At 68.0% G+C, this 17,735-nt stretch carries 18 protein-coding genes; 12 read left to right on the top strand and 6 right to left on the bottom strand.

Annotated features, from left to right (window positions below; translation table 11 throughout):
* The first annotated feature begins 115 nt into the window (after window positions 1-115).
* Window positions 116-985, top strand: a complete 870-nt coding sequence (locus tag ACZY1G_RS11915; protein ID WP_463822488.1) for a hypothetical protein — start codon at window positions 116-118, stop codon at window positions 983-985.
* Here the strand turns inward: ACZY1G_RS11915 and ACZY1G_RS11920 are convergent, their stop codons facing one another.
* From ACZY1G_RS11920 to cofD, 3 genes are read right to left on the bottom strand one after another with little or no spacing between them, the layout of a single operon-like run.
* The gene (locus tag ACZY1G_RS11920; RefSeq protein ID WP_463822489.1) at window positions 986-1,528 is read right to left on the bottom strand and encodes an NUDIX hydrolase; all 543 of its coding nucleotides are present in this window, start codon (window positions 1,526-1,528) and stop codon (window positions 986-988) included.
* A complete protein-coding gene (locus ACZY1G_RS11925; RefSeq protein ID WP_463822490.1) occupies window positions 1,525-2,868 on the bottom strand; it encodes a coenzyme F420-0:L-glutamate ligase in 1,344 nt (447 codons plus the stop codon). The genes ACZY1G_RS11920 and ACZY1G_RS11925 overlap by 4 nt, the downstream gene beginning before the upstream one ends.
* Complete coding sequence (gene cofD, locus ACZY1G_RS11930; RefSeq protein ID WP_463814497.1) at window positions 2,865-3,851, bottom strand: 2-phospho-L-lactate transferase; 987 nt, start codon at window positions 3,849-3,851, stop codon at window positions 2,865-2,867. Before cofD ends, ACZY1G_RS11925 begins: the two co-directional genes overlap by 4 nt.
* A 430-nt stretch (window positions 3,852-4,281) precedes the next feature.
* Between cofD and ACZY1G_RS11935 the strand changes: the two genes are divergently transcribed.
* Window positions 4,282-4,545, top strand: coding sequence for a WhiB family transcriptional regulator (locus ACZY1G_RS11935; protein WP_463814878.1), 264 nt, complete (start codon window positions 4,282-4,284; stop codon window positions 4,543-4,545).
* Between the two features lie 6 nt (window positions 4,546-4,551).
* On the opposite strand, the gene ACZY1G_RS11940 is transcribed toward ACZY1G_RS11935, so the two are convergent.
* Complete coding sequence (locus ACZY1G_RS11940) at window positions 4,552-4,974, bottom strand: metallopeptidase family protein (protein WP_335329349.1); 423 nt, start codon at window positions 4,972-4,974, stop codon at window positions 4,552-4,554.
* A gap of 130 nt (window positions 4,975-5,104) precedes the next feature.
* Between ACZY1G_RS11940 and ACZY1G_RS11945 the strand changes: the two genes are divergently transcribed.
* The 4 genes from ACZY1G_RS11945 (at window position 5,105) to manA (ending at window position 9,329) form a co-directional block, all read left to right on the top strand.
* Window positions 5,105-5,524: a DUF3499 domain-containing protein gene (locus tag ACZY1G_RS11945; protein ID WP_463814498.1), complete on the top strand. Its 420-nt coding sequence runs from the start codon at window positions 5,105-5,107 to the stop codon at window positions 5,522-5,524.
* Between the two features lie 87 nt (window positions 5,525-5,611).
* Window positions 5,612-6,997: a phosphomannomutase/phosphoglucomutase gene (locus tag ACZY1G_RS11950; protein WP_463814500.1), complete on the top strand. Its 1,386-nt coding sequence runs from the start codon at window positions 5,612-5,614 to the stop codon at window positions 6,995-6,997.
* Complete coding sequence (locus ACZY1G_RS11955) at window positions 6,994-8,097, top strand: TobH protein (RefSeq protein ID WP_463822491.1); 1,104 nt, start codon at window positions 6,994-6,996, stop codon at window positions 8,095-8,097. The genes ACZY1G_RS11950 and ACZY1G_RS11955 overlap by 4 nt, the downstream gene beginning before the upstream one ends.
* 5 nt (window positions 8,098-8,102) lie before the next feature.
* Window positions 8,103-9,329, top strand: coding sequence for a mannose-6-phosphate isomerase, class I (gene manA / locus ACZY1G_RS11960; protein ID WP_463814502.1), 1,227 nt, complete (start codon window positions 8,103-8,105; stop codon window positions 9,327-9,329).
* Here manA and ACZY1G_RS11965 read toward each other — a convergent pair.
* Window positions 9,274-10,647: an FAD-dependent oxidoreductase gene (locus tag ACZY1G_RS11965; RefSeq protein ID WP_463822492.1), complete on the bottom strand. Its 1,374-nt coding sequence runs from the start codon at window positions 10,645-10,647 to the stop codon at window positions 9,274-9,276. The genes manA and ACZY1G_RS11965 overlap by 56 nt on opposite strands.
* A 78-nt stretch (window positions 10,648-10,725) precedes the next feature.
* Between ACZY1G_RS11965 and ACZY1G_RS11970 the strand changes: the two genes are divergently transcribed.
* The 5 genes from ACZY1G_RS11970 to alkX all read left to right on the top strand — a co-directional run bounded on the left by ACZY1G_RS11970 (window position 10,726) and on the right by alkX (window position 14,775).
* Window positions 10,726-12,201: an APC family permease gene (locus ACZY1G_RS11970; protein ID WP_463822493.1), complete on the top strand. Its 1,476-nt coding sequence runs from the start codon at window positions 10,726-10,728 to the stop codon at window positions 12,199-12,201.
* A gap of 246 nt (window positions 12,202-12,447) precedes the next feature.
* On the top strand, window positions 12,448-13,665 hold the full coding sequence (locus ACZY1G_RS11975; protein WP_463814504.1) for an alkane 1-monooxygenase: 1,218 nt from the start codon (window positions 12,448-12,450) through the stop codon (window positions 13,663-13,665).
* Complete coding sequence (locus ACZY1G_RS11980) at window positions 13,662-13,835, top strand: rubredoxin (protein WP_463814505.1); 174 nt, start codon at window positions 13,662-13,664, stop codon at window positions 13,833-13,835. The genes ACZY1G_RS11975 and ACZY1G_RS11980 overlap by 4 nt, the downstream gene beginning before the upstream one ends.
* Entirely contained in the window at window positions 13,832-14,047 is a 216-nt protein-coding gene (locus ACZY1G_RS11985; RefSeq protein WP_463814506.1) for a rubredoxin, read from the top strand. Before ACZY1G_RS11980 ends, ACZY1G_RS11985 begins: the two co-directional genes overlap by 4 nt.
* 107 nt (window positions 14,048-14,154) lie before the next feature.
* Window positions 14,155-14,775 carry a TetR family transcriptional regulator AlkX gene (alkX, locus tag ACZY1G_RS11990; RefSeq protein ID WP_463814507.1) on the top strand — a complete coding sequence of 207 codons (621 nt, stop codon included), beginning with the start codon at window positions 14,155-14,157 and terminating at the stop codon, window positions 14,773-14,775.
* Here alkX and ACZY1G_RS11995 read toward each other — a convergent pair.
* Window positions 14,759-16,006, bottom strand: a complete 1,248-nt coding sequence (locus ACZY1G_RS11995) for an MFS transporter (RefSeq protein WP_463822494.1) — start codon at window positions 16,004-16,006, stop codon at window positions 14,759-14,761. The two genes, alkX and ACZY1G_RS11995, sit on opposite strands and share 17 nt — an antisense overlap.
* A gap of 262 nt (window positions 16,007-16,268) precedes the next feature.
* Here ACZY1G_RS11995 and ahcY point away from each other — a divergent pair, with 262 nt between their 5' ends.
* Complete coding sequence (gene ahcY, locus ACZY1G_RS12000) at window positions 16,269-17,735, top strand: adenosylhomocysteinase (protein ID WP_463814509.1); 1,467 nt, start codon at window positions 16,269-16,271, stop codon at window positions 17,733-17,735.

Consider the following 17,735-nt stretch of genomic DNA (forward strand, 5'->3'; position numbering starts at 1 on the left):
ACGGTAGCGCCGAGCGTCTCCGAGCTACCGTCAGCGCACTTTCGCGGAAGACGGGCTGTGGATAACCCCTCTCCGAGGTGTGTGTCCTGTCGGACGGCGCAGGAACGCTCGGCACATGCAGACGGTGTTTCTCGGTAGCGAGGCGATTGCCGCTGGAGTGCTGACTCCCGGTGAATTGCGCTACGGCTTTCGACGCCTGTACCCCAACGTCTACATCGCTCGCGATGCCGAAGCCTCTCTCGCCGACCGCACCGTCGGTGCGTGGCTGTGGTCTCAGCGGCGTGCGGTGATCGCGGGCAGAGCGGCGGCCGCACTGCACGGCGCCCGCTGGGTCGACGACCGCGTCCCGATCGAGCTGATCTATGACTGCAAACGTCCTCCGCCAGGGATCGTCTCGCGAAGCGAGCGCATCACCGCCGAAGAAGTGGTTCGCATCGGAGGCATGTCGGTGAGCTCGCGTGCCCGTACGGCGCTCGACCTCGGGCGTCACTTACCACTCGCTCGCGCCGTCGAGCATCTCGATGCGCTTGCCAACGCGGCGCACGTCACTGCTGGGCAGATCCTCGCTCTCGCCGACGTGTATCCCGGCGCTCGGGGGGTGAAGAAGCTGCGCACCGCGGTGGGGCACATGGATGGGGGAGCGCAATCGCCGAAGGAGACCTGGCTGCGGATGCTTCTGGTGCGGCGTGGCTTTCCGCGGCCCGCGACGCAGATCCCACTACTGAACAGCCGCGGCAAGCCGTTCGCGTTTCTCGACATGGGGTGGAAGGACGCCAAGATCGCGGTGGAATACGACGGCGACCACCACCGCAAGGACCGGAATCAGTACGTCTGGGACGAGCAGCGGCTGCGGCTGATCCGCGCTCGGGAGTGGCTGCACATCAAGGTGATCAGCGAAGACACCGAGGACGACATTGTCGAGAGGGTCGCCGCGGCGTGGCGCATTCGCGAAAGTGCGCTCACGGTAGCTGCGAGCGCGCGGTGACTACCGTGGCTGCACTTTCGCGAGGGCCGCTAGGTGGCGCAGGCCGAAGTCGCTGCCGCCCGGCAGGTCGTCCAGCGGCCACCACCGAAGATCGAGGGACTCATCGCTGATCTCGGCGTGCGCTCCGCGTGGCGTACGCACCACGAACTGCACGTCGAGATGCCGCGTCGGCACACCCAGCGAACACGTCACCGGGTGCACGTGGATCGCCGTCGGCAACTCGTCGATGGTCAACCCCTCGATACCCGACTCCTCGGTGGCTTCCCGCAACGCCGCCGCGACCAGCGTGGGATCCTCGGGCTCGCAGTGCCCGCCGAGCTGCAACCAGCGGCCGAACCGCGGATGCAACGTCAGAAGCGCATGCGTGCCCTCGTGATTGAGCACCAGCGCCGACCCCGTGATGTGCCCGGACACCGACTCCCGCAGGCATGCCTTCGGATTGGCGTCGAGGAACGCCAGCACGGCATGCCGCATCGACTCCTGGCCCTGATCGGCCGGCTGCCACCGCGTGAGCGTGTCGATGGCCGACTGGTGCAGGCTCACCGGATGACCAGCACGCCGTCGGTGGGCACCGGCTCCCGCGGCGCGGCCGGCCCGTCGGCCGCGTAGCCGATCGCGACGGCCCCCAACGGCTCCCAGTCCGCGGGCAGATCCAGCTCGGCGCGCACCAGATCGGGCGCGAAGATCGTCGACCCGATCCAGCAGCTGCCCACTCCGCGCACCGCGAGCCCCACCAGCAGACCCTGCACCGCCGCACCGACGGCCACGGTGAACATCGTGTGCTCGGCCGCGGTGCGGTGCTCGTCGGGATAGCTGTGCGCACCGTCGGGCACCATGAACGGGATCACCAATTCAGGTGCGTCATAGAGGATCTGGCCGCGCGACACCCGGCGCTCCACCGCGGCGGGGTCACGCCCGTCGCCCAGCAGATCCGCCCGCCACGACTCCTTCATCGCGTCGAGCAGCCGGATCCGCACCGACATGTCGCGCACCCACACGAAGCGCACCGGCCGAGTGTGGTGCGGCGCAGGCGCGGTGAGCGCCTCCGCGACGGCGGACTCGACCAGCTCGGACGGCACCGGGTCGGCACTGAAGCTGCGCACCGACCGCCGCAGCAGCTGCGCCTGCGAGCGCCCCAGCGCGATGGCTTCTTCGGTGCCGAGCCAGAACAGGTCTTCCTCGCCGGCGCGCACCAGGTTGCGCGCCGTCGACCCGTCGTCACGCAGCGTCAGCCCGCGCACCACCGCGACCGGGACCGCGGTCAGCTTGCCCTTCACGAGGTCGGCGGCGGCGGCGATCTCGTCGGCGACCGCGATCTCGGTGACGATCAACTCGTTGCCGTGCTGGTCGTGTTCCCCGGCATAGGCGTGCAGCACCTCCAGGCCGGCGGCGCCGATCGCGACGTCGGTCTGTCCCGTACGCCACGCCCGGCCCATCGTGTCGGTGACGACGACGCCGACGCGCACGCCGAGCCGCTCCCGCAACGCCTGCACCAACGCGGCCGCGCTGCCGTCGGGATCGACGGGGAGCAGTGCGAGTTCGTGGGAATCGACGTTCGACCCGTCCACACCCGCGGCCGCCTGCACCAACCCGAGCGCGTTCTCGGTGATCAGCGTGCGCCCCTTGCGGGCCAACACTCGCACCGCCTCACCGTCGATCAACTTGCGGCGCAGAGTGTCTCGCAGCTCGGGGTCGGCGGGCGCGTCGACCATGCGGCCCTCGCATTTCGAGAGCACCTTGCTGGTGACGACCACCACGTCGTCGTCGCGCAGCCAGGGGGCGGCCTCGGCGATCGCAGCCCCGAGGTCGTCGCCCGGCCGGAACTCCGGAAGTCCCGGTACCGGCAGCAGTTCCAGGGGAGCCGACGTTCCGTGGTCTCTCACAGATTCACCCCTGCCAGATCCAGACCGGCGCGCACCATCTCCGCGGTGACCGCCGGCTCGCTCATCAGCAGAGGCGCCGACCGCACCGTCACACCGTCGATCACCGCGTCGTCGCCTGTGTGCACCAGCCAGCCGTCCAGGATGCCGGTGCCCGAACGGGCGCCGTAGAGCGCGCCGACCGCCTCGGAGGTGCTGTCCACACCGATCACCGACAGGCACGCATCAGCCATGCCGCGCAACGGCTTTCCCGCCACGATGGGGCTGTACCCGATCACCGGCGCCGACGTGGCGCGCAGCGCGGCGCGGATACCGCCGACCCGCAGGATCGAGCCGATGCTGACGACCGGGTTCGACGGTGCGATCAGCACGATGTCGGCACCCTCGATCGCCTCGGTGACACCCGGTGCGGCAGTGGCCTTGTCGGCGCCGACGAACGCGAAGCTCTCGGTGGGCACCTGGGCGCGATACCTGACCCACCACTCCTGGAAGTGGACGGCCTTCTTCTCGTGGTCCTCGGGATCGGTGATGACGACGTGGGTTTCACTGCGGTCATCGCTGGCCGGCAGCAGCCGGGCGCCGGGGTTCCAGCGCGCGCACAGCGCCTCGGTGACCTGGGAGAGCGGGTAGCCCGCGCGCAACATCTGGCTGCGCACCAGGTGCGTGGCCAGATCGCGGTCGCCCAGACCGAACCAATCGGGCTGCACGCCATAGGCCGCGAGTTCCTCCTTGGCGTGCCAGGTTTCGTTTCGGTGCCCCCAGCCGCGCTCGGGGTCGATACCGCCGCCCAATGTGTACATGCAGGTGTCGAGGTCGGGGCAGATGCGCACGCCGAACATCCAGGCGTCATCGCCAACATTGACCACAGCAGTCACTTCGTGCTCATCGGTATCGTGAGTACTGAACTGCCCCAACCCCAATAGATGTTGAACACCCAGGAGGAAGCGAGCGCCACCCACGCCGCCGACCAGAACAGTGACCTTCACACCGACCGAGACTAGGCGCACACCGCCGCGGACCGTGCCCCGGAGGTGGCCCGGATCGGCAACGTGACAGACACGCCACAACGCGACGCGCCGAAATCGAGTCACGGAATGGTATGAATTCCTGTTCCAGCGCTTGACCGAGACAGCTAACGCGTGTGTAATCACAGCAGTGTCATTCGCGGTTCTCCGGCCGGTTCCGGTGTCGCAGACCGAGATTCGATCACTTGTTCGAATTGGGTGGCCACACAGAGCAAATAGTGGGGCTGGCTACAACGGATCTACGAGACCTGTGGAGGAGGGGAACATGGCTTTTGAACAGGCCGATTTCGGCAACTCGGTTCATTTCGACAGCAGGCTCCTCGGCTCGGTGGGAAGTGCACCGCACATCCAGACCGATCCGATGGCTGCAAGCATCGGGGGACGCCCGCAATTGAGTGTGGTGCCCGACCCGATCGACGACGAGCTGGCAACCGACGAGGACCAGTGGCAGGAGCGCGCGCTGTGCGCGCAGACCGACCCCGAGGCCTTCTTCCCGGAGAAGGGTGGCTCGACTCGGGAAGCCAAGCGCATCTGCCAGGGCTGCGAAGTGAAGGACGCCTGCCTGGAGTACGCGCTGGCCAATGACGAGCGCTTCGGCATCTGGGGTGGACTGTCTGAGCGCGAACGCCGTCGCATCAAGCGCGGCATCATCTAGGCGCAGCTAGTCCTCGTCGATCGTCGGATCGATGACGGACGGCTCGACGCCCAGATAAGTGGCCACCTGCGCCACCAGAAGCTCATGCAGAAGGTCGGTCAGCTCGACGGTGTCTTTGGCTCGTCGCTCGATCGGCTTGCGGAACAACACAATTCGCGCTCTCGTCGAGTTGCCGCGAACATCGACCCCGGCGGGGATCAGGCGCGCAAGCGCGATCGGCCCGTCGGCGACGACCTCGGGCGGCCACTGCACACTGTCCGGGTCCTTGGGGGCCAGCCGCGGGATCTCGTCGACCGCGACATCCAACGACGCGACCCGCTCCTGCCACCGCCGCTCGATCGGCTCATAGGCCTCGAGCACCGCCATGTCGAAGCGCTCAGCGCGGGTGCGCCAGCCCGGAACGGTGGGGGGCAGCAGCGGCCCTCGCATCCCACGGCCACGCCGGGACCCTCGGTGGTTCTGCCCGGTCACGAAAAAGATCGTAACGGTTGGGCTTCGGGCCCCTCGCGGCTCGCGTGTCCGCGCGGCGCGGACGAACACAGACGATAACCTTCCGTTCGTGAATGTTCCCCGTCGCTGCTGCCGTCCAGGCTGCCCGCACTACGCGGTCGCGACGCTCACGTTCGTCTACTCGGACTCGACCGCCGTCGTCGGCCCTCTGGCCACTGTCTCCGAGCCGCACTCCTGGGATCTGTGCGTCATGCACGCCGGACGCATCACCGCCCCACGCGGTTGGGAACTGGTCCGCCACGCCGGACCGCTGCCGTCCCACCCCGACGACGACGACCTCGTGGCGCTCGCCGACGCGGTGCGCGAAGGCCGGGACGCGCCGGCTGGGCCGGTTGCTGCCTTCACCGGCTTCACCGACCCCGTCACCGGCACCCAGAGCGGCGCACTGATGGCCCCACCCGTGCGCCGGCCCGAGGCCAACGGTCGCCGACGCGGGCATCTGCGGGTTCTTCCCGACCCGCCGGACTGACGTCGCAGAGACGCCGTGCAGGCCCTGCACGCGGCTCCCGGCAGCTAGGCTGGCACCACCGGTCAGCACGTCAGCGTGAGGAGCCCCATGTCCCGGCCCGCCGAGGCAGTACAGCGCGTCATCAAGGCCTACGACGTGCGCGGACTCGTGGGTGAACAGATCGACGAGCAGTTCGTCGCCGAGGTCGGCGCGGCATTCGCCCGCCTGGTCCGCGACACTGCGACGCAGGTCGTCATCGGCTACGACATGCGGGAGAGTTCGCCGGTACTGTCGGGCGCGTTCGCCGAGGGCGTCATGGCGCAGGGACTCGACGTCGTGCGCATCGGTTTGGCCTCCACCGATCAGCTCTACTTCGCGTCCGGACTGATGGACTGCCCCGGGGCGATGTTCACCGCGAGCCACAATCCGGCCGCCTACAACGGCATCAAACTCTGCCGCGCCGGAGCCAAACCCGTCGGGCGCGAAACAGGGTTGGCCACCGTCGCTCAAGAGGTGATCGACGGCGTCCCCGACCACGACGGGCCGCGCGGCACGATCTCCGACCGCGACGTGCTCGCCGACTACGGCGATTTCCTGCGCTCGCTGGTCGACGTCAGCGCGCTGCGTCCGCTCAAGGTCGCCGTCGATGCCGGTAACGGGATGGCCGGCCACACCACCCCCGGGGTGCTGGGCCCGATCTCGTCGATCTCGCTGTCGCCGCTGTACTTCGAACTCGACGGCACGTTCCCCAATCACGAGGCGAACCCGCTGGACCCGGCCAACCTCGTCGACCTGCAGAGCTTCGTCCTCGAGACAGGTGCGGACATCGGGCTGGCCTTCGACGGCGACGCCGACCGCTGCTTCGTCGTCGACGAACGCGGCCAGGCGGTCTCCCCGTCGGCGGTCACGGCGCTGGTCGCCGCGCGCGAACTGACCCGCGAGATCGGCGCGACGGTGATCCACAATCTGATCACCTCCCGCGCCGTGCCCGAGCTGGTCACCGAGCGCGGCGGCACACCCGTGCGTTCGCGGGTCGGGCACTCCTACATCAAGGCGCTGATGGCCGAGACCGGCGCGATCTTCGGCGGCGAACACTCCGCGCACTACTACTTCCGCGACTTCTGGGGTGCCGACTCCGGCATGCTCGCCGCGCTGCACGTGCTGGCCGCGCTCGGCGAACAGGACCGCCCGCTGTCGGAGATCATGGCCGACTACGAACGCTACGAAGCCTCCGGCGAGATCAACTACACCGTCACCGACGCCCCCGCCGTCGTCGACGCCGTACTCGCCGCGTTCGGGTCCCGGGTGCACGCCATGGATCACCTCGACGGCGTCACCGTCGACCTCGGTGACGGCAGCTGGTTCAACCTGCGCATGTCGAACACCGAGCCGCTGCTGCGGCTCAACGCCGAGGCCCGCACCCCCGAGGAGGTGGCCGCGCTGATCGACGAGATCGGTGCGCTGATCACCGCGGGAGCAGGGGAATTCACGTGACAGCGACCGTCGTGGTGGACCTCGACGACACCGAAGGCCTGCTGGCCGCGGATCGGCACGGGCTGCTGCGCGCCGCATCGATGGCCGGTGCGCAGGTGCGGGCCACCGCGGCGGCGCTGTCCGAAGGGGAACTCGATTCGGTGCGCTCCGATGCGCCGCCCCGCACCGTGATCTGGATATCCGGCCGCGGCACCGCGTCGACCGCGGGCTCGATGCTCGCCGCCGTGCTCGGCGGTTCCCTGCCCGCCCCGATCGTGGTCGCCACCGAGGCGCCACCGTGGATCGGCGCGCTCGACGTCCTGATCATCGCCGGTGACGACCCCGGCGATCCCGCGCTGGTGACCGCGGCCGCGATGGGAGTGCGCCGCGGGGCCCGCGTCATCGTCGTCGCCCCGTACGAGGGACCCCTGCGCGACGCGACCGCCGGACGCTCGGTGGCGCTGCCGCCGCGGCTACCCGTGCCCGACGACTTCACGCTGGCCCGCTACCTTGCCGCCGGCCTCGCCGCGCTCGAGGCGGTCACACCGGGTGTCCGGGTGAACCTCGCCACCCTCGCCGACGACCTCGACGCCGAAGCATTCCGAAACAGCGCTGCGCGTGAGGTTTTCACCAACCCCGCCAAAGAGCTGAGCCAGCGCATGCTCGACCGCGACGTCGTGATCGCCGGCGACACCCCGGCCACGCTGACACTGGCCCGGCATGCCTGCACCGTGATGTTACGGGTGGCCCAGCAGACCGTGGCCGCCGCGGAACTGGCCGACGTGCTGGTGGCGCTGGGCTCAGGATGGGGGCGCACCTCGTCCGGTTTCGAGGAGCTGTCGATCTTCCATGACGAGGAACTCGACGGCCCGCTGCCGCAACGTGCGCGCACCATCGTGCTGACCTCGGACGAGGACAGGGCGGGAGTGTCGACGCGGCTACGCGGTTTCGACGACGTGTCCGTGCTCAATGCGAACGACGTACCGGAACTCGGGGGAGTCGGGGAGGAGGTGCTGGGCTCAACAAAGACGCCCGGCATCAGCCGACCCGAGCAACAACTGGCGCTGATGGCGGTCCGCTTGGAGATGGCGGCCGTCTATCAGCGTCTGATTCGAGGTTGAGGCGAGTGCATCTGCTCAGGGGCGCGGTGCGGACCTATGCGTGGGGTTCGCGGACTGCGATAGCTGAATTCACCGGGGCGCCCAGCCCCACCCCCCACCCGGAGGCCGAACTGTGGTTCGGCGCCCATCCCGGCGACCCGGCTCACCTGCAGACCGACGACGGCGACCGCTCGCTCCTCGACGCGCTGCGCGCCGATCCCGAAGGTGAACTGGGACAGGTGGTTCGGGGCCGGTTCGGCGACTCGCTACCGTTCCTGGTCAAGGTGCTCGCCGCCGACGAACCGCTCTCGCTGCAGGCGCACCCCAGCACCGAGCAGGCGATCGAGGGTTTCGCGCGCGAGGATCGGATGGGACTTCCGGTCAATGCACCCACCCGCAACTATCGAGATCGCAGCCACAAACCCGAGATCATCGTCGCGCTCAGCCCGTTCGAGGCGCTGGCCGGCTTCGCTCCGGCGGCGCGATCGGTCAGGTTGATGCGCGCACTCGGTGTCGCCGAACTCGACCCGTTCATCAACCTGCTGTCCGGGCAGTCCGACGCCGACGGCCTGCGGGCGCTGTTCACCACCTGGATCACGTTCCCTCAGCCTGACCTCGACGTCCTGGTGCCCGCCGTGCTCGACGGTGCCATCGGCTATCTGCGTTCGGGTGAACAGGAATTCGCGCGCGAAGCCAAGACGGTGCTCGAACTCGGTGAGCGCTATCCCGGTGATGCCGGGGTGCTGGCCTCGATGCTGCTGAACCGACTCACGCTGCAGCCCGGCGAGGCGATCTACCTGCCTGCCGGCAACCTGCACGCCTACCTGCAGGGAGTCGGCGTGGAAGTGATGGCCAACTCCGACAACGTTCTTCGCGGCGGTCTGACGCCCAAGCACGTCGACGTCCCCGAGCTGTTGCGGGTCCTCGACTTCGCCCCGGCCGTCGACGTCATCGTCTCACCCGAACCCGTCCGCGACGGCGCGGAGCTCGTCTACCCCACGCCCGCACCAGAATTCGCGGTGTCGGTGCTCGCCGTCGACGGTGAGCACCTCGGTCACGAGATCGACGCGCCCACCCTTCACGATGGGCCTCAGATCCTGCTGTGCACGCAGGGCTGCGCAACGGTGCATGCCAAGGCGTCGGCAGTGACATTGCAGCGAGGGGCGGCGGCGTGGGTGGCCGCCGACGACGGGCCGATCAGGCTGATGGCGCAGGAGCCGACGCGGCTGTTTCGCGTGACCGTCGGCCTCTAGTCTTCCTCTCGGCCGCCCACAACCGCATGTTGTGACGCACCGTGCGGCCCACCAGCTTCGCCGACGGCACCATGTAGAGGTTGTCGAGCAGACTGAACCTGCGCAGGAACCATTCGGCCAGAACAGGATCCGTTTCGGCCGCGCCGAGAAACTGGTCGAACAACGATCCGACCGGCCGGTACCACCACGGCATCGGCCCCTCCGCCCGGTGCAACACCAGGTCACCCACCGCGTTCATCGTCCACACCGGCCACGTCGTCTTCTGGGTGGCCTTGGCGAACGTCAGACCCAGATTCTCACCCGGTTCGGCCAGGGCGCGTTGCAGATGACCCGCTTGCAGCGACGTCATCGTCATGCCCTGCCCGAACGTCGGGTTGAAGCTCGCCACCGCATCGCCGAACGGCATGATGCCGTCGGGGAAGCGGTCGAGTTTGTCATAGCGCCGCCAGCGGCTGGTCGGATACTTGTGGAAGGCCACCTCGCCGATCGGCTCGCCCTGGCGCAGCGCGGCGCTCACGTGCGCCGGGAGGATCTCATCGGCGAGCGCGCACATCCCTTCGAAGTCCTTGGGCGGCGGCACTTTTGCGATGCCGAACGTGGTCAGCCCCCAGTTGCCGTCCTCGTAGTAGAGCATGCCCAGACCCAGTGGCTGCTCCCGGGAAGCGCCGGCCACCACGACCTTCTCGGCGATGAGACCGTCGGGAATTCGCACCTGGTGGGTGGCGTACCCGATGCCCACCTCGACGGTGTCCTCGGGGGGACGTTCGAACCCCCACTGCGCCAACCAGACCGGCAGCCGGGTGCCGCGCCCGGTGGCGTCGACCACCAGATCGGCGTCGAACGTGTCGCCCCCCACCGTCACCCCGGTGACCCGGTGCCCGTCGTAGACGGGTTCGTCGACGCTGTCGTTGACCAACGTGACGTTCGGCAGCTCGAGCACGCGGCGGCGGATCTGCCACTCCAGGTGCGGCCGGCTCGGGACGTAGGCGGTGAATTCGTTCTGCAGCGTGTGCTGGGTGCCGAGGACGTGCCCGGCCGCGCCGAAGTGGATGCAGTCCGGTCGGTTCTCGAGGATCGGCACGCCGGCCGCGACCATGTCGTCGAGCAACCCGGGAAACAGCGCCTCGAACTCGTTGGCGCCGCGCGCCATGAGCAGATGCACGTGGCGGCCCTGCGGAACGGCCGGTCGGTTCGCGGGGCCGTCAGGCAGGACGTCGCGCTCGAAAAGGGTGACTCGCTCGAATTCTTCGGAGAGCACCTTTGCCGCGCACAGCCCGCCGAGGCTGGCGCCGATGACGATCGCACGGGTTCGTGTCATGAGAGGTGCCATTGAGGGTCATTTTATGAGGGGTTATGGGTACATTCCCGCAGAAGCGATGACGAAACGAGGACGTTGATGACGCAGGAGTCGGCGGCGCGGACGACGAACAGGCGCCGGATCAAGTCGGTGGAACAGTCGATTGCCGACACCGACGAGCCCGACACCCGGCTTCGCAAGGACCTGACCTGGTGGGATCTCACCGTCTTCGGCGTCTCGGTCGTCATCGGCGCCGGCATCTTCACGATCACCGCGTCCACCGCGGCCAACCTGACCGGCCCGGCGATCTCGGTGTCGTTCATCATCGCCGCCGTCGCGTGCGGGCTCGCGGCGCTCTGCTACGCCGAATTCGCCTCGACGGTGCCCGTGGCGGGCAGCGCCTACACGTTCTCCTACGCGACGTTCGGCGAGTTCGTCGCGTGGATCATCGGCTGGGACCTGATCCTCGAGTTCGCGGTGGCGGCCGCCGTCGTCGCCAAGGGCTGGTCGAGCTACCTGGGCACCGTGTTCGGCTTCGGAGGCGGCGTCGCCGATATCGGCGGGTTCGACGTGGACTGGGGCGCGCTGCTGATCATCGCGTTCGTCACCGCGATCCTCGCCTACGGCACGAAACTCTCGGCCGGCGTCAGTCTCGCGATCACCGCCATCAAAGTCGCGGTCGTCCTGCTCGTCGTCATGGTCGGCGCGTTCTACATCAAGACCCAGAACTACACACCGTTCATCCCGCCGACCGAAGCCGGCGAGGGCGGGTCCGGCACCGAGCAGTCGCTGTTCTCGTTGCTGACCGGCGCCGAAGGCAGCCACTACGGCCTGTACGGCGTGCTCGCGGGCGCCTCGATCGTGTTCTTCGCGTTCATCGGGTTCGACATCGTCGCCACCACGGCCGAAGAGACCAAGAACCCGCAGCGCGACGTGCCGCGCGGCATCCTCGCCTCCCTCGGCATCGTCACCGTCCTCTACGTCGCCGTCACCGTCGTCGTGTCCGGCATGGTCAGCTACAAGGAGCTACGCGACGCCGAGACGCAGAACCTGGCGACCGCGTTCTCGTTGAACGGCGTGGACTGGGCGGCCAAGGTGATTTCGATCGGAGCGCTGGCCGGGCTCACGACCGTGGTGATCGTGCTGGTGCTGGGGCAGACCCGCGTGCTCTTCGCGATGTCGCGCGACGGCCTGCTGCCCCGGGGAATGGCCAAGACCGGCAAGCACGGCACGCCGGTGCGGATCACGCTGCTGGTCGGTGTCGTCGTCGCGATCACCGCGACCGTGTTCCCCATCGGCAAGCTCGAGGAGATGGTGAACATCGGCACGCTGTTCGCCTTCGTCCTGGTATCGGCCGGGGTGCTGGTGCTGCGGCGGACGCGGCCCGATCTGAAGCGTGGATTCACGACGCCGTGGGTGCCGGTGCTGCCGGTGCTGTCGATCATCGCGTGCGTGTGGCTGATGCTGAACCTGACCGGGCTGACCTGGATCCGCTTCCTGATCTGGATGGGCGCGGGCGTGGTCGTCTACTTCCTCTACGGCCGACGCCACTCGCTGGTCGCCCGCCGGGGCTAGCTCCGTCCTTCCGCGAGCGCGCGGGTCTGTACGTCGGCGCGCGGCTCTTTCTGTCATTTCGCGCGCGCTCGCCGGGCTCGAAGGCACGCTCCTGCACACGACACACCGGGCAGCGGTGTGCAGACACGCGCGCTCGCACCACGAGGCGGTCTTTACAAAGTAGGTGTCTATGTCTAGACGGGCGACAAAAACGCATCTATAGTCAAACTCGACTGGTGATCGCACTCACAGCGAGGAGGCACTCGGATGACCACACAGGAACTCAACGGAATGCCCCAGGGGCCAGACCTGGGGGAGTGGCGCGACAAGAAGCGCTACCTCTGGCTGATGGGATTGATCGCACCGACGGCGATCTTCGTCATGCTGCCGCTCGTCTGGGCGCTCAACCACTGGGGTTGGCACGGCGCGGCGCAGGTGCCGCTGTGGATCGGCCCGATCCTGCTCTACGTCCTACTGCCGGCCCTCGACCTGAAGTTCGGGCCCGACGGGCAGAACCCGCCCGACGAGGTGATGGAGCGGCTGGAGAACGACAAGTACTACCGCTACTGCACCTACATCTACATTCCGTTCCAGTACGCCAGCGTGATCCTGGGCGCCTACCTGTTCACCGCGTCGGACCTGAGTTGGCTCGGCTTCGACGGCGGGCTGCCCTGGCCGGCGAAGATCGGGCTGGCGCTGTCGGTGGGCGTGCTAGGCGGCGTGGGCATCAACACCGCTCACGAGATGGGGCACAAGAAGGACTCGCTCGAGCGGTGGCTGTCGAAGATCACCCTGGCGCAGACCTGCTACGGCCACTTCTACATCGAGCACAACCGCGGCCACCACGTCCGCGTCGCGACACCCGAGGATCCGGCATCGGCCCGCCTCGGGGAGACGTTCTGGGAGTTCCTGCCGCGCAGCATCTTCGGCAGCCTGCGCTCATCCTGGGAGCTGGAGGCCAAGCGCCTGGAGCGCGCCGGCAAGCCCACGTGGCACTGGTCTAACGACGTGCTCAACGCGTGGGCGATGTCGGTGGTGCTCTACGGCATCCTGATCGCCGTGTTCGGCATCGAGCTGATCCCGTTCGTCGTGATCTCGGCAGTCTTCGGCTTCACGCTGCTGGAGACCGTCAACTACCTCGAGCACTACGGGTTGCTGCGGCAGAAGAACTCGAATGGCCGCTACGAGCGGTGCGCGCCGGTGCACAGCTGGAACTCCGATCACATCGTGACCAACCTGTTCCTCTACCACCTGCAACGCCACAGCGACCATCACGCGAACCCGACGCGGCGCTACCAGACCCTGCGCAGCATGGCCGACGCGCCGAACCTGCCCAGTGGTTACGCCTCGATGATCGGGCTCACCTACTTCCCGCCGCTGTGGCGCAAGGTGATGGATCATCGCGTCATCGATCACTACGACGGCGACGTCAGCCGTGCCAACATCCACCCGCGGATGCGTGCCCGCTACGGGGTGACCTCGTGACCGCCTACCGCTGCCCCGGGTGTGACTACGTCTACGACGAAGCCAAAGGTGCTCCGCGCGAAGGATTTCCGGCCGGTACTGAATGGGGTGACATTCCCGACGAGTGGGCCTGCCCCGATTGTGCGGTGCGCGAGAAGATCGATTTCGAACCGATAGGAGTGACCCAGTGAGTAGCGATGAGCGCTCGCGCGAAGAGCAGACAGACGCATTCAAGCTCTACGTGTGCGTGCAGTGCGGCTTCGAGTACGACGAAGCCAAGGGTTGGCCCGAGGACGGCATCGCCCCGGGCACCCGCTGGGACGACATTCCCGACGACTGGAGCTGCCCGGACTGCGGTGCAGCGAAGTCCGACTTCGACATGGTGGAGGTGTCACGGCCGTGAACGCGCCCTCGTGGCCGGTGAGCGTGCGCTCCAGCGCGCGACACACCGGCCACGGGCGTGCAGACACGCGCGCTCGCGGGACCGCGGCGACCGATACAGTCGCGCGTGTGAGCGGTCCCCACGACAAGCGCATCAGCTACGCCGAGGCGTCGCGCGTACTGCTGCGTGACTCCATCCTCGACGGGATGCGCGACCTGCTGCTCACCCGTGACTGGTCGTCGATCACCCTCTCCGACGTGGCCAAGTCCGCGGGCATCAGCCGGCAGACCATCTACAACGAATTCGGCTCGCGCCAAGGCCTCGCCCAGGGCTACGCGCTGCGACTGGCCGACCGGCTCGTCGGCCAGATCCAGAACGCGATCGCCGCCAACGTGGGCGACGTGTATGCCGCGTTCCTGCAGGGGTTCCGTGACTTCTTCCTCGAGTCGGCCGCCGATCCGCTGGTCATCTCGCTGCTCACCGGAACCTCCAAACCCGATCTGCTACAGATCATCACGACCGACAGCGCGCCGATCATCACGCACTGCTCGACACGGCTGACCGAGCTGTTCATGACCAGCTGGGTGCGCTGCAGCCAAGAGGATGCGGGCGTGCTGGCCCGCGCGATCGTCCGGCTCGCGATGAGCTACATCTCGATGCCCCCCGAAGCCGACCACGACGTGGCCCGCGACCTGGCCCGGTTGATGACGCCGTTCGCCGAGCGCTACGGCGTCATCGAGACGAAGTAGCCGACGCGACGTCCGTCGGATCCGTCCGCTCCGGTGCGATCGCGCGCCGGAACCGCAGGAAGATCCCGACCGCGACGACCGCGACTGCGGCACTGAGCAGATGCGACGCCTGGTAGCCGCGCGCACTCACCACCGATCCGGCCACGACATTGCTCAGCGACGCGCCGACGCCCTGCATCGTCATCACCGCGGCGAATCCGACGTTGAACCGGCCGGATCCGGCAAGCAGCCGCTCGACCGCGACCGGCGTCGCGATGCCGACGAGACCGGCGCCCACCCCGTCGAGCGCCTGCACCGGAAAGATCGTCCAGAAACCCGAATTGGTGCCCGCGATGAGCCCGCGCACCGGCAGAGCGCACAGCGCCACCAGCAACACGGTCGACAGCCCGAACCGCCGGATCATCAGCGGAGCGAGCACCGCGACCGCGATCATCGCGAGCTGTGCCACGCCGGTGATGATCGCGGTGGTGCGAAACGGCGTGCCCAGCTCGATCGCGAACTCCTGCGCCACCAGCCTGCTCATCGGCGCATTGCCGAAGTGGAACATCAGCAGCACGACCGCGAGCAGCAGCAGGCCGGGAGTTTTCAGCAACACCCGAAATCCTGACGGTGCTGCGTGGCCGTCGGTGTCGTCGAGGCCGCGTGCCGCATCGTGGTCGATGCGCGCCGGATCGATGGCCACCGCAGCCACCACGGCGCCCACCGCGGTCACCAGCATCAGCGTGATGACCGCGTGCTCGCCGTAGAGGGAGACGAAGACGAACACCGCGGCCAGGGAGACGACGTTGCCCGCGTGGTTCCAGAACTCGTTGCGGGCGACCTGCTGACCGAACAACCGCGGGCCGATCAACCCGAGGGTCAGCCCCATCAGCGCCGGCCCGATCACCGCGGCGACGACCGCGGTGCCCACCTGTCCGACCCACACGATCGCCGGGGTCGGCGCCACCAGCGTGGCCAGACCCACGGCCGTCACGACGATCACCGGGACCGCGACAAGCGCCCTCTTGTACCGCGTCGCGTCGACCAGCGCCCCGAACGCCGGCGTCACCGCCAGCCCGATCAGGCCGCCGACCGTCGCGATCGCGCCGAGTGCGAACGGCGACCACCCCCGCGTGGCGAGGAACGCGTCCAGAAACGGACCGAGACCGTCGCGGGCGTCGGCGAGGAAGAAATTCAGCACGGCAAGCGAGATCAGCGACCGCCGACCCACCGCCGACGCGCGTTCGTCCACCCGTCCACATCCCCTCGCTGCGACCGATACCGGCGCGGCGGTGTACCCCGCGCCGAATCGCGACCAAACATGACGTCATACAGGGCGAATTGGAGACGGCCTTCGCCGGCAGCTAGGGTGTTGTGGATACCACTCGGCTGGCAGTGCGCTTCCGCTTGCTCGGAAAATGTGCGCCTGTCCCGCGAGCCCGCAGGCTGAGTGTGTCGCCAGCGCACCGTTGTGCGCTCTAGAGGCAAAGTGACGAATCAAAAAGGGGCTCTACATGACTGCACCAGAACTGACTGCCGACGTTCGTAACGGCATCGACTACAAGGTCGCCGACCTCTCGCTCGCCGAGTTCGGCCGCAAGGAGATCCGGCTCGCCGAGCACGAGATGCCCGGCCTGATGGCGCTGCGCCGTGAATACGCCGACGTGGCCCCGCTCAAGGGCGCCCGGGTGTCCGGCTCGCTGCACATGACCGTCCAGACCGCCGTGCTGATCGAGACGCTGGTCTCCCTCGGCGCCGAGGTGCGCTGGGCCAGCTGCAACATCTTCTCCACCCAGGACCACGCCGCCGCGGCCGTCGTCGTCGGACCGCACGGCACCGTCGAGGAGCCCAAGGGCGTCCCCGTCTTCGCCTGGAAGGGTGAGACGCTCGAGGAGTACTGGTGGGCCGCCGAGCAGATGCTGACGTGGCCGGGCGAGCCCGCCAACATGATCCTCGACGACGGTGGCGACGCCACCATGCTGGTGCTGCGCGGCGCGCAGTTCGAGAAGGCCGGCGTCGTGCCGCCCGAGGACGACGAGCACTCCGACGAGTACAAGGTCTTCCTGAACCTGCTGCGTCGTTCGCTCGAGGCTGATGACACCAAGTGGACCAAGGTCGCCGAGTCCGTCAAGGGCGTCACCGAGGAGACCACCACCGGCGTGCTGCGCCTGTACCAGTTCGCCGCTGCCGGTGAGCTGTCGTTCCCGGCCATCAACGTCAACGACTCGGTCACCAAGAGCAAGTTCGACAACAAGTACGGCACCCGGCACTCGCTGATCGACGGCATCAACCGCGGCACCGACGTCCTCATCGGCGGCAAGGCCGCGCTGGTGTGCGGCTACGGTGACGTCGGCAAGGGCTGCGCCGAGGCGCTCAAGGCCCAGGGTGCCCGCGTGGCAGTCACCGAGATCGACCCGATCAACGCGCTGCAGGCGCTGATGGACGGCTTCGAGGTCAAGACCGTCGAAGAGGCCATCGGCTGGGCCGACATCGTCATCACCGCCACCGGCAACCAGGGCATCATCACCCTCGACCACATGCGCAAGATGAAGCACCAGGCGATCCTGGGCAACATCGGCCACTTCGACGACGAGATCGAGATGGCCCGCCTGGAGCGGGACAAGGACATCCGCCGCATCAACATCAAGCCGCAGGTCGACGAGTTCATCTTCCCCGACGGCCACTCGATCATCGTGCTGAGCGAGGGACGCCTGCTGAACCTCGGCAACGCGACCGGCCACCCGTCGTTCGTGATGAGCAACAGCTTCTCCAACCAGGTCATCGCGCAGATCGAGCTGTGGACCAAGAACGACGAGTACGACAACGAGGTCTACCGCCTCGCCAAGCACCTCGACGAGAAGGTCGCCAAGATCCACGTCGAGGCGCTCGGCGGCTCGCTGACCAGGCTCACCAAGGAGCAGGCCGAGTACATCGGCGTCGACGTCGACGGCCCGTACAAGCCGGAGCACTACCGCTACTGA

This window comes from Mycobacterium sp. IDUB_5 (genome assembly GCF_055419565.1).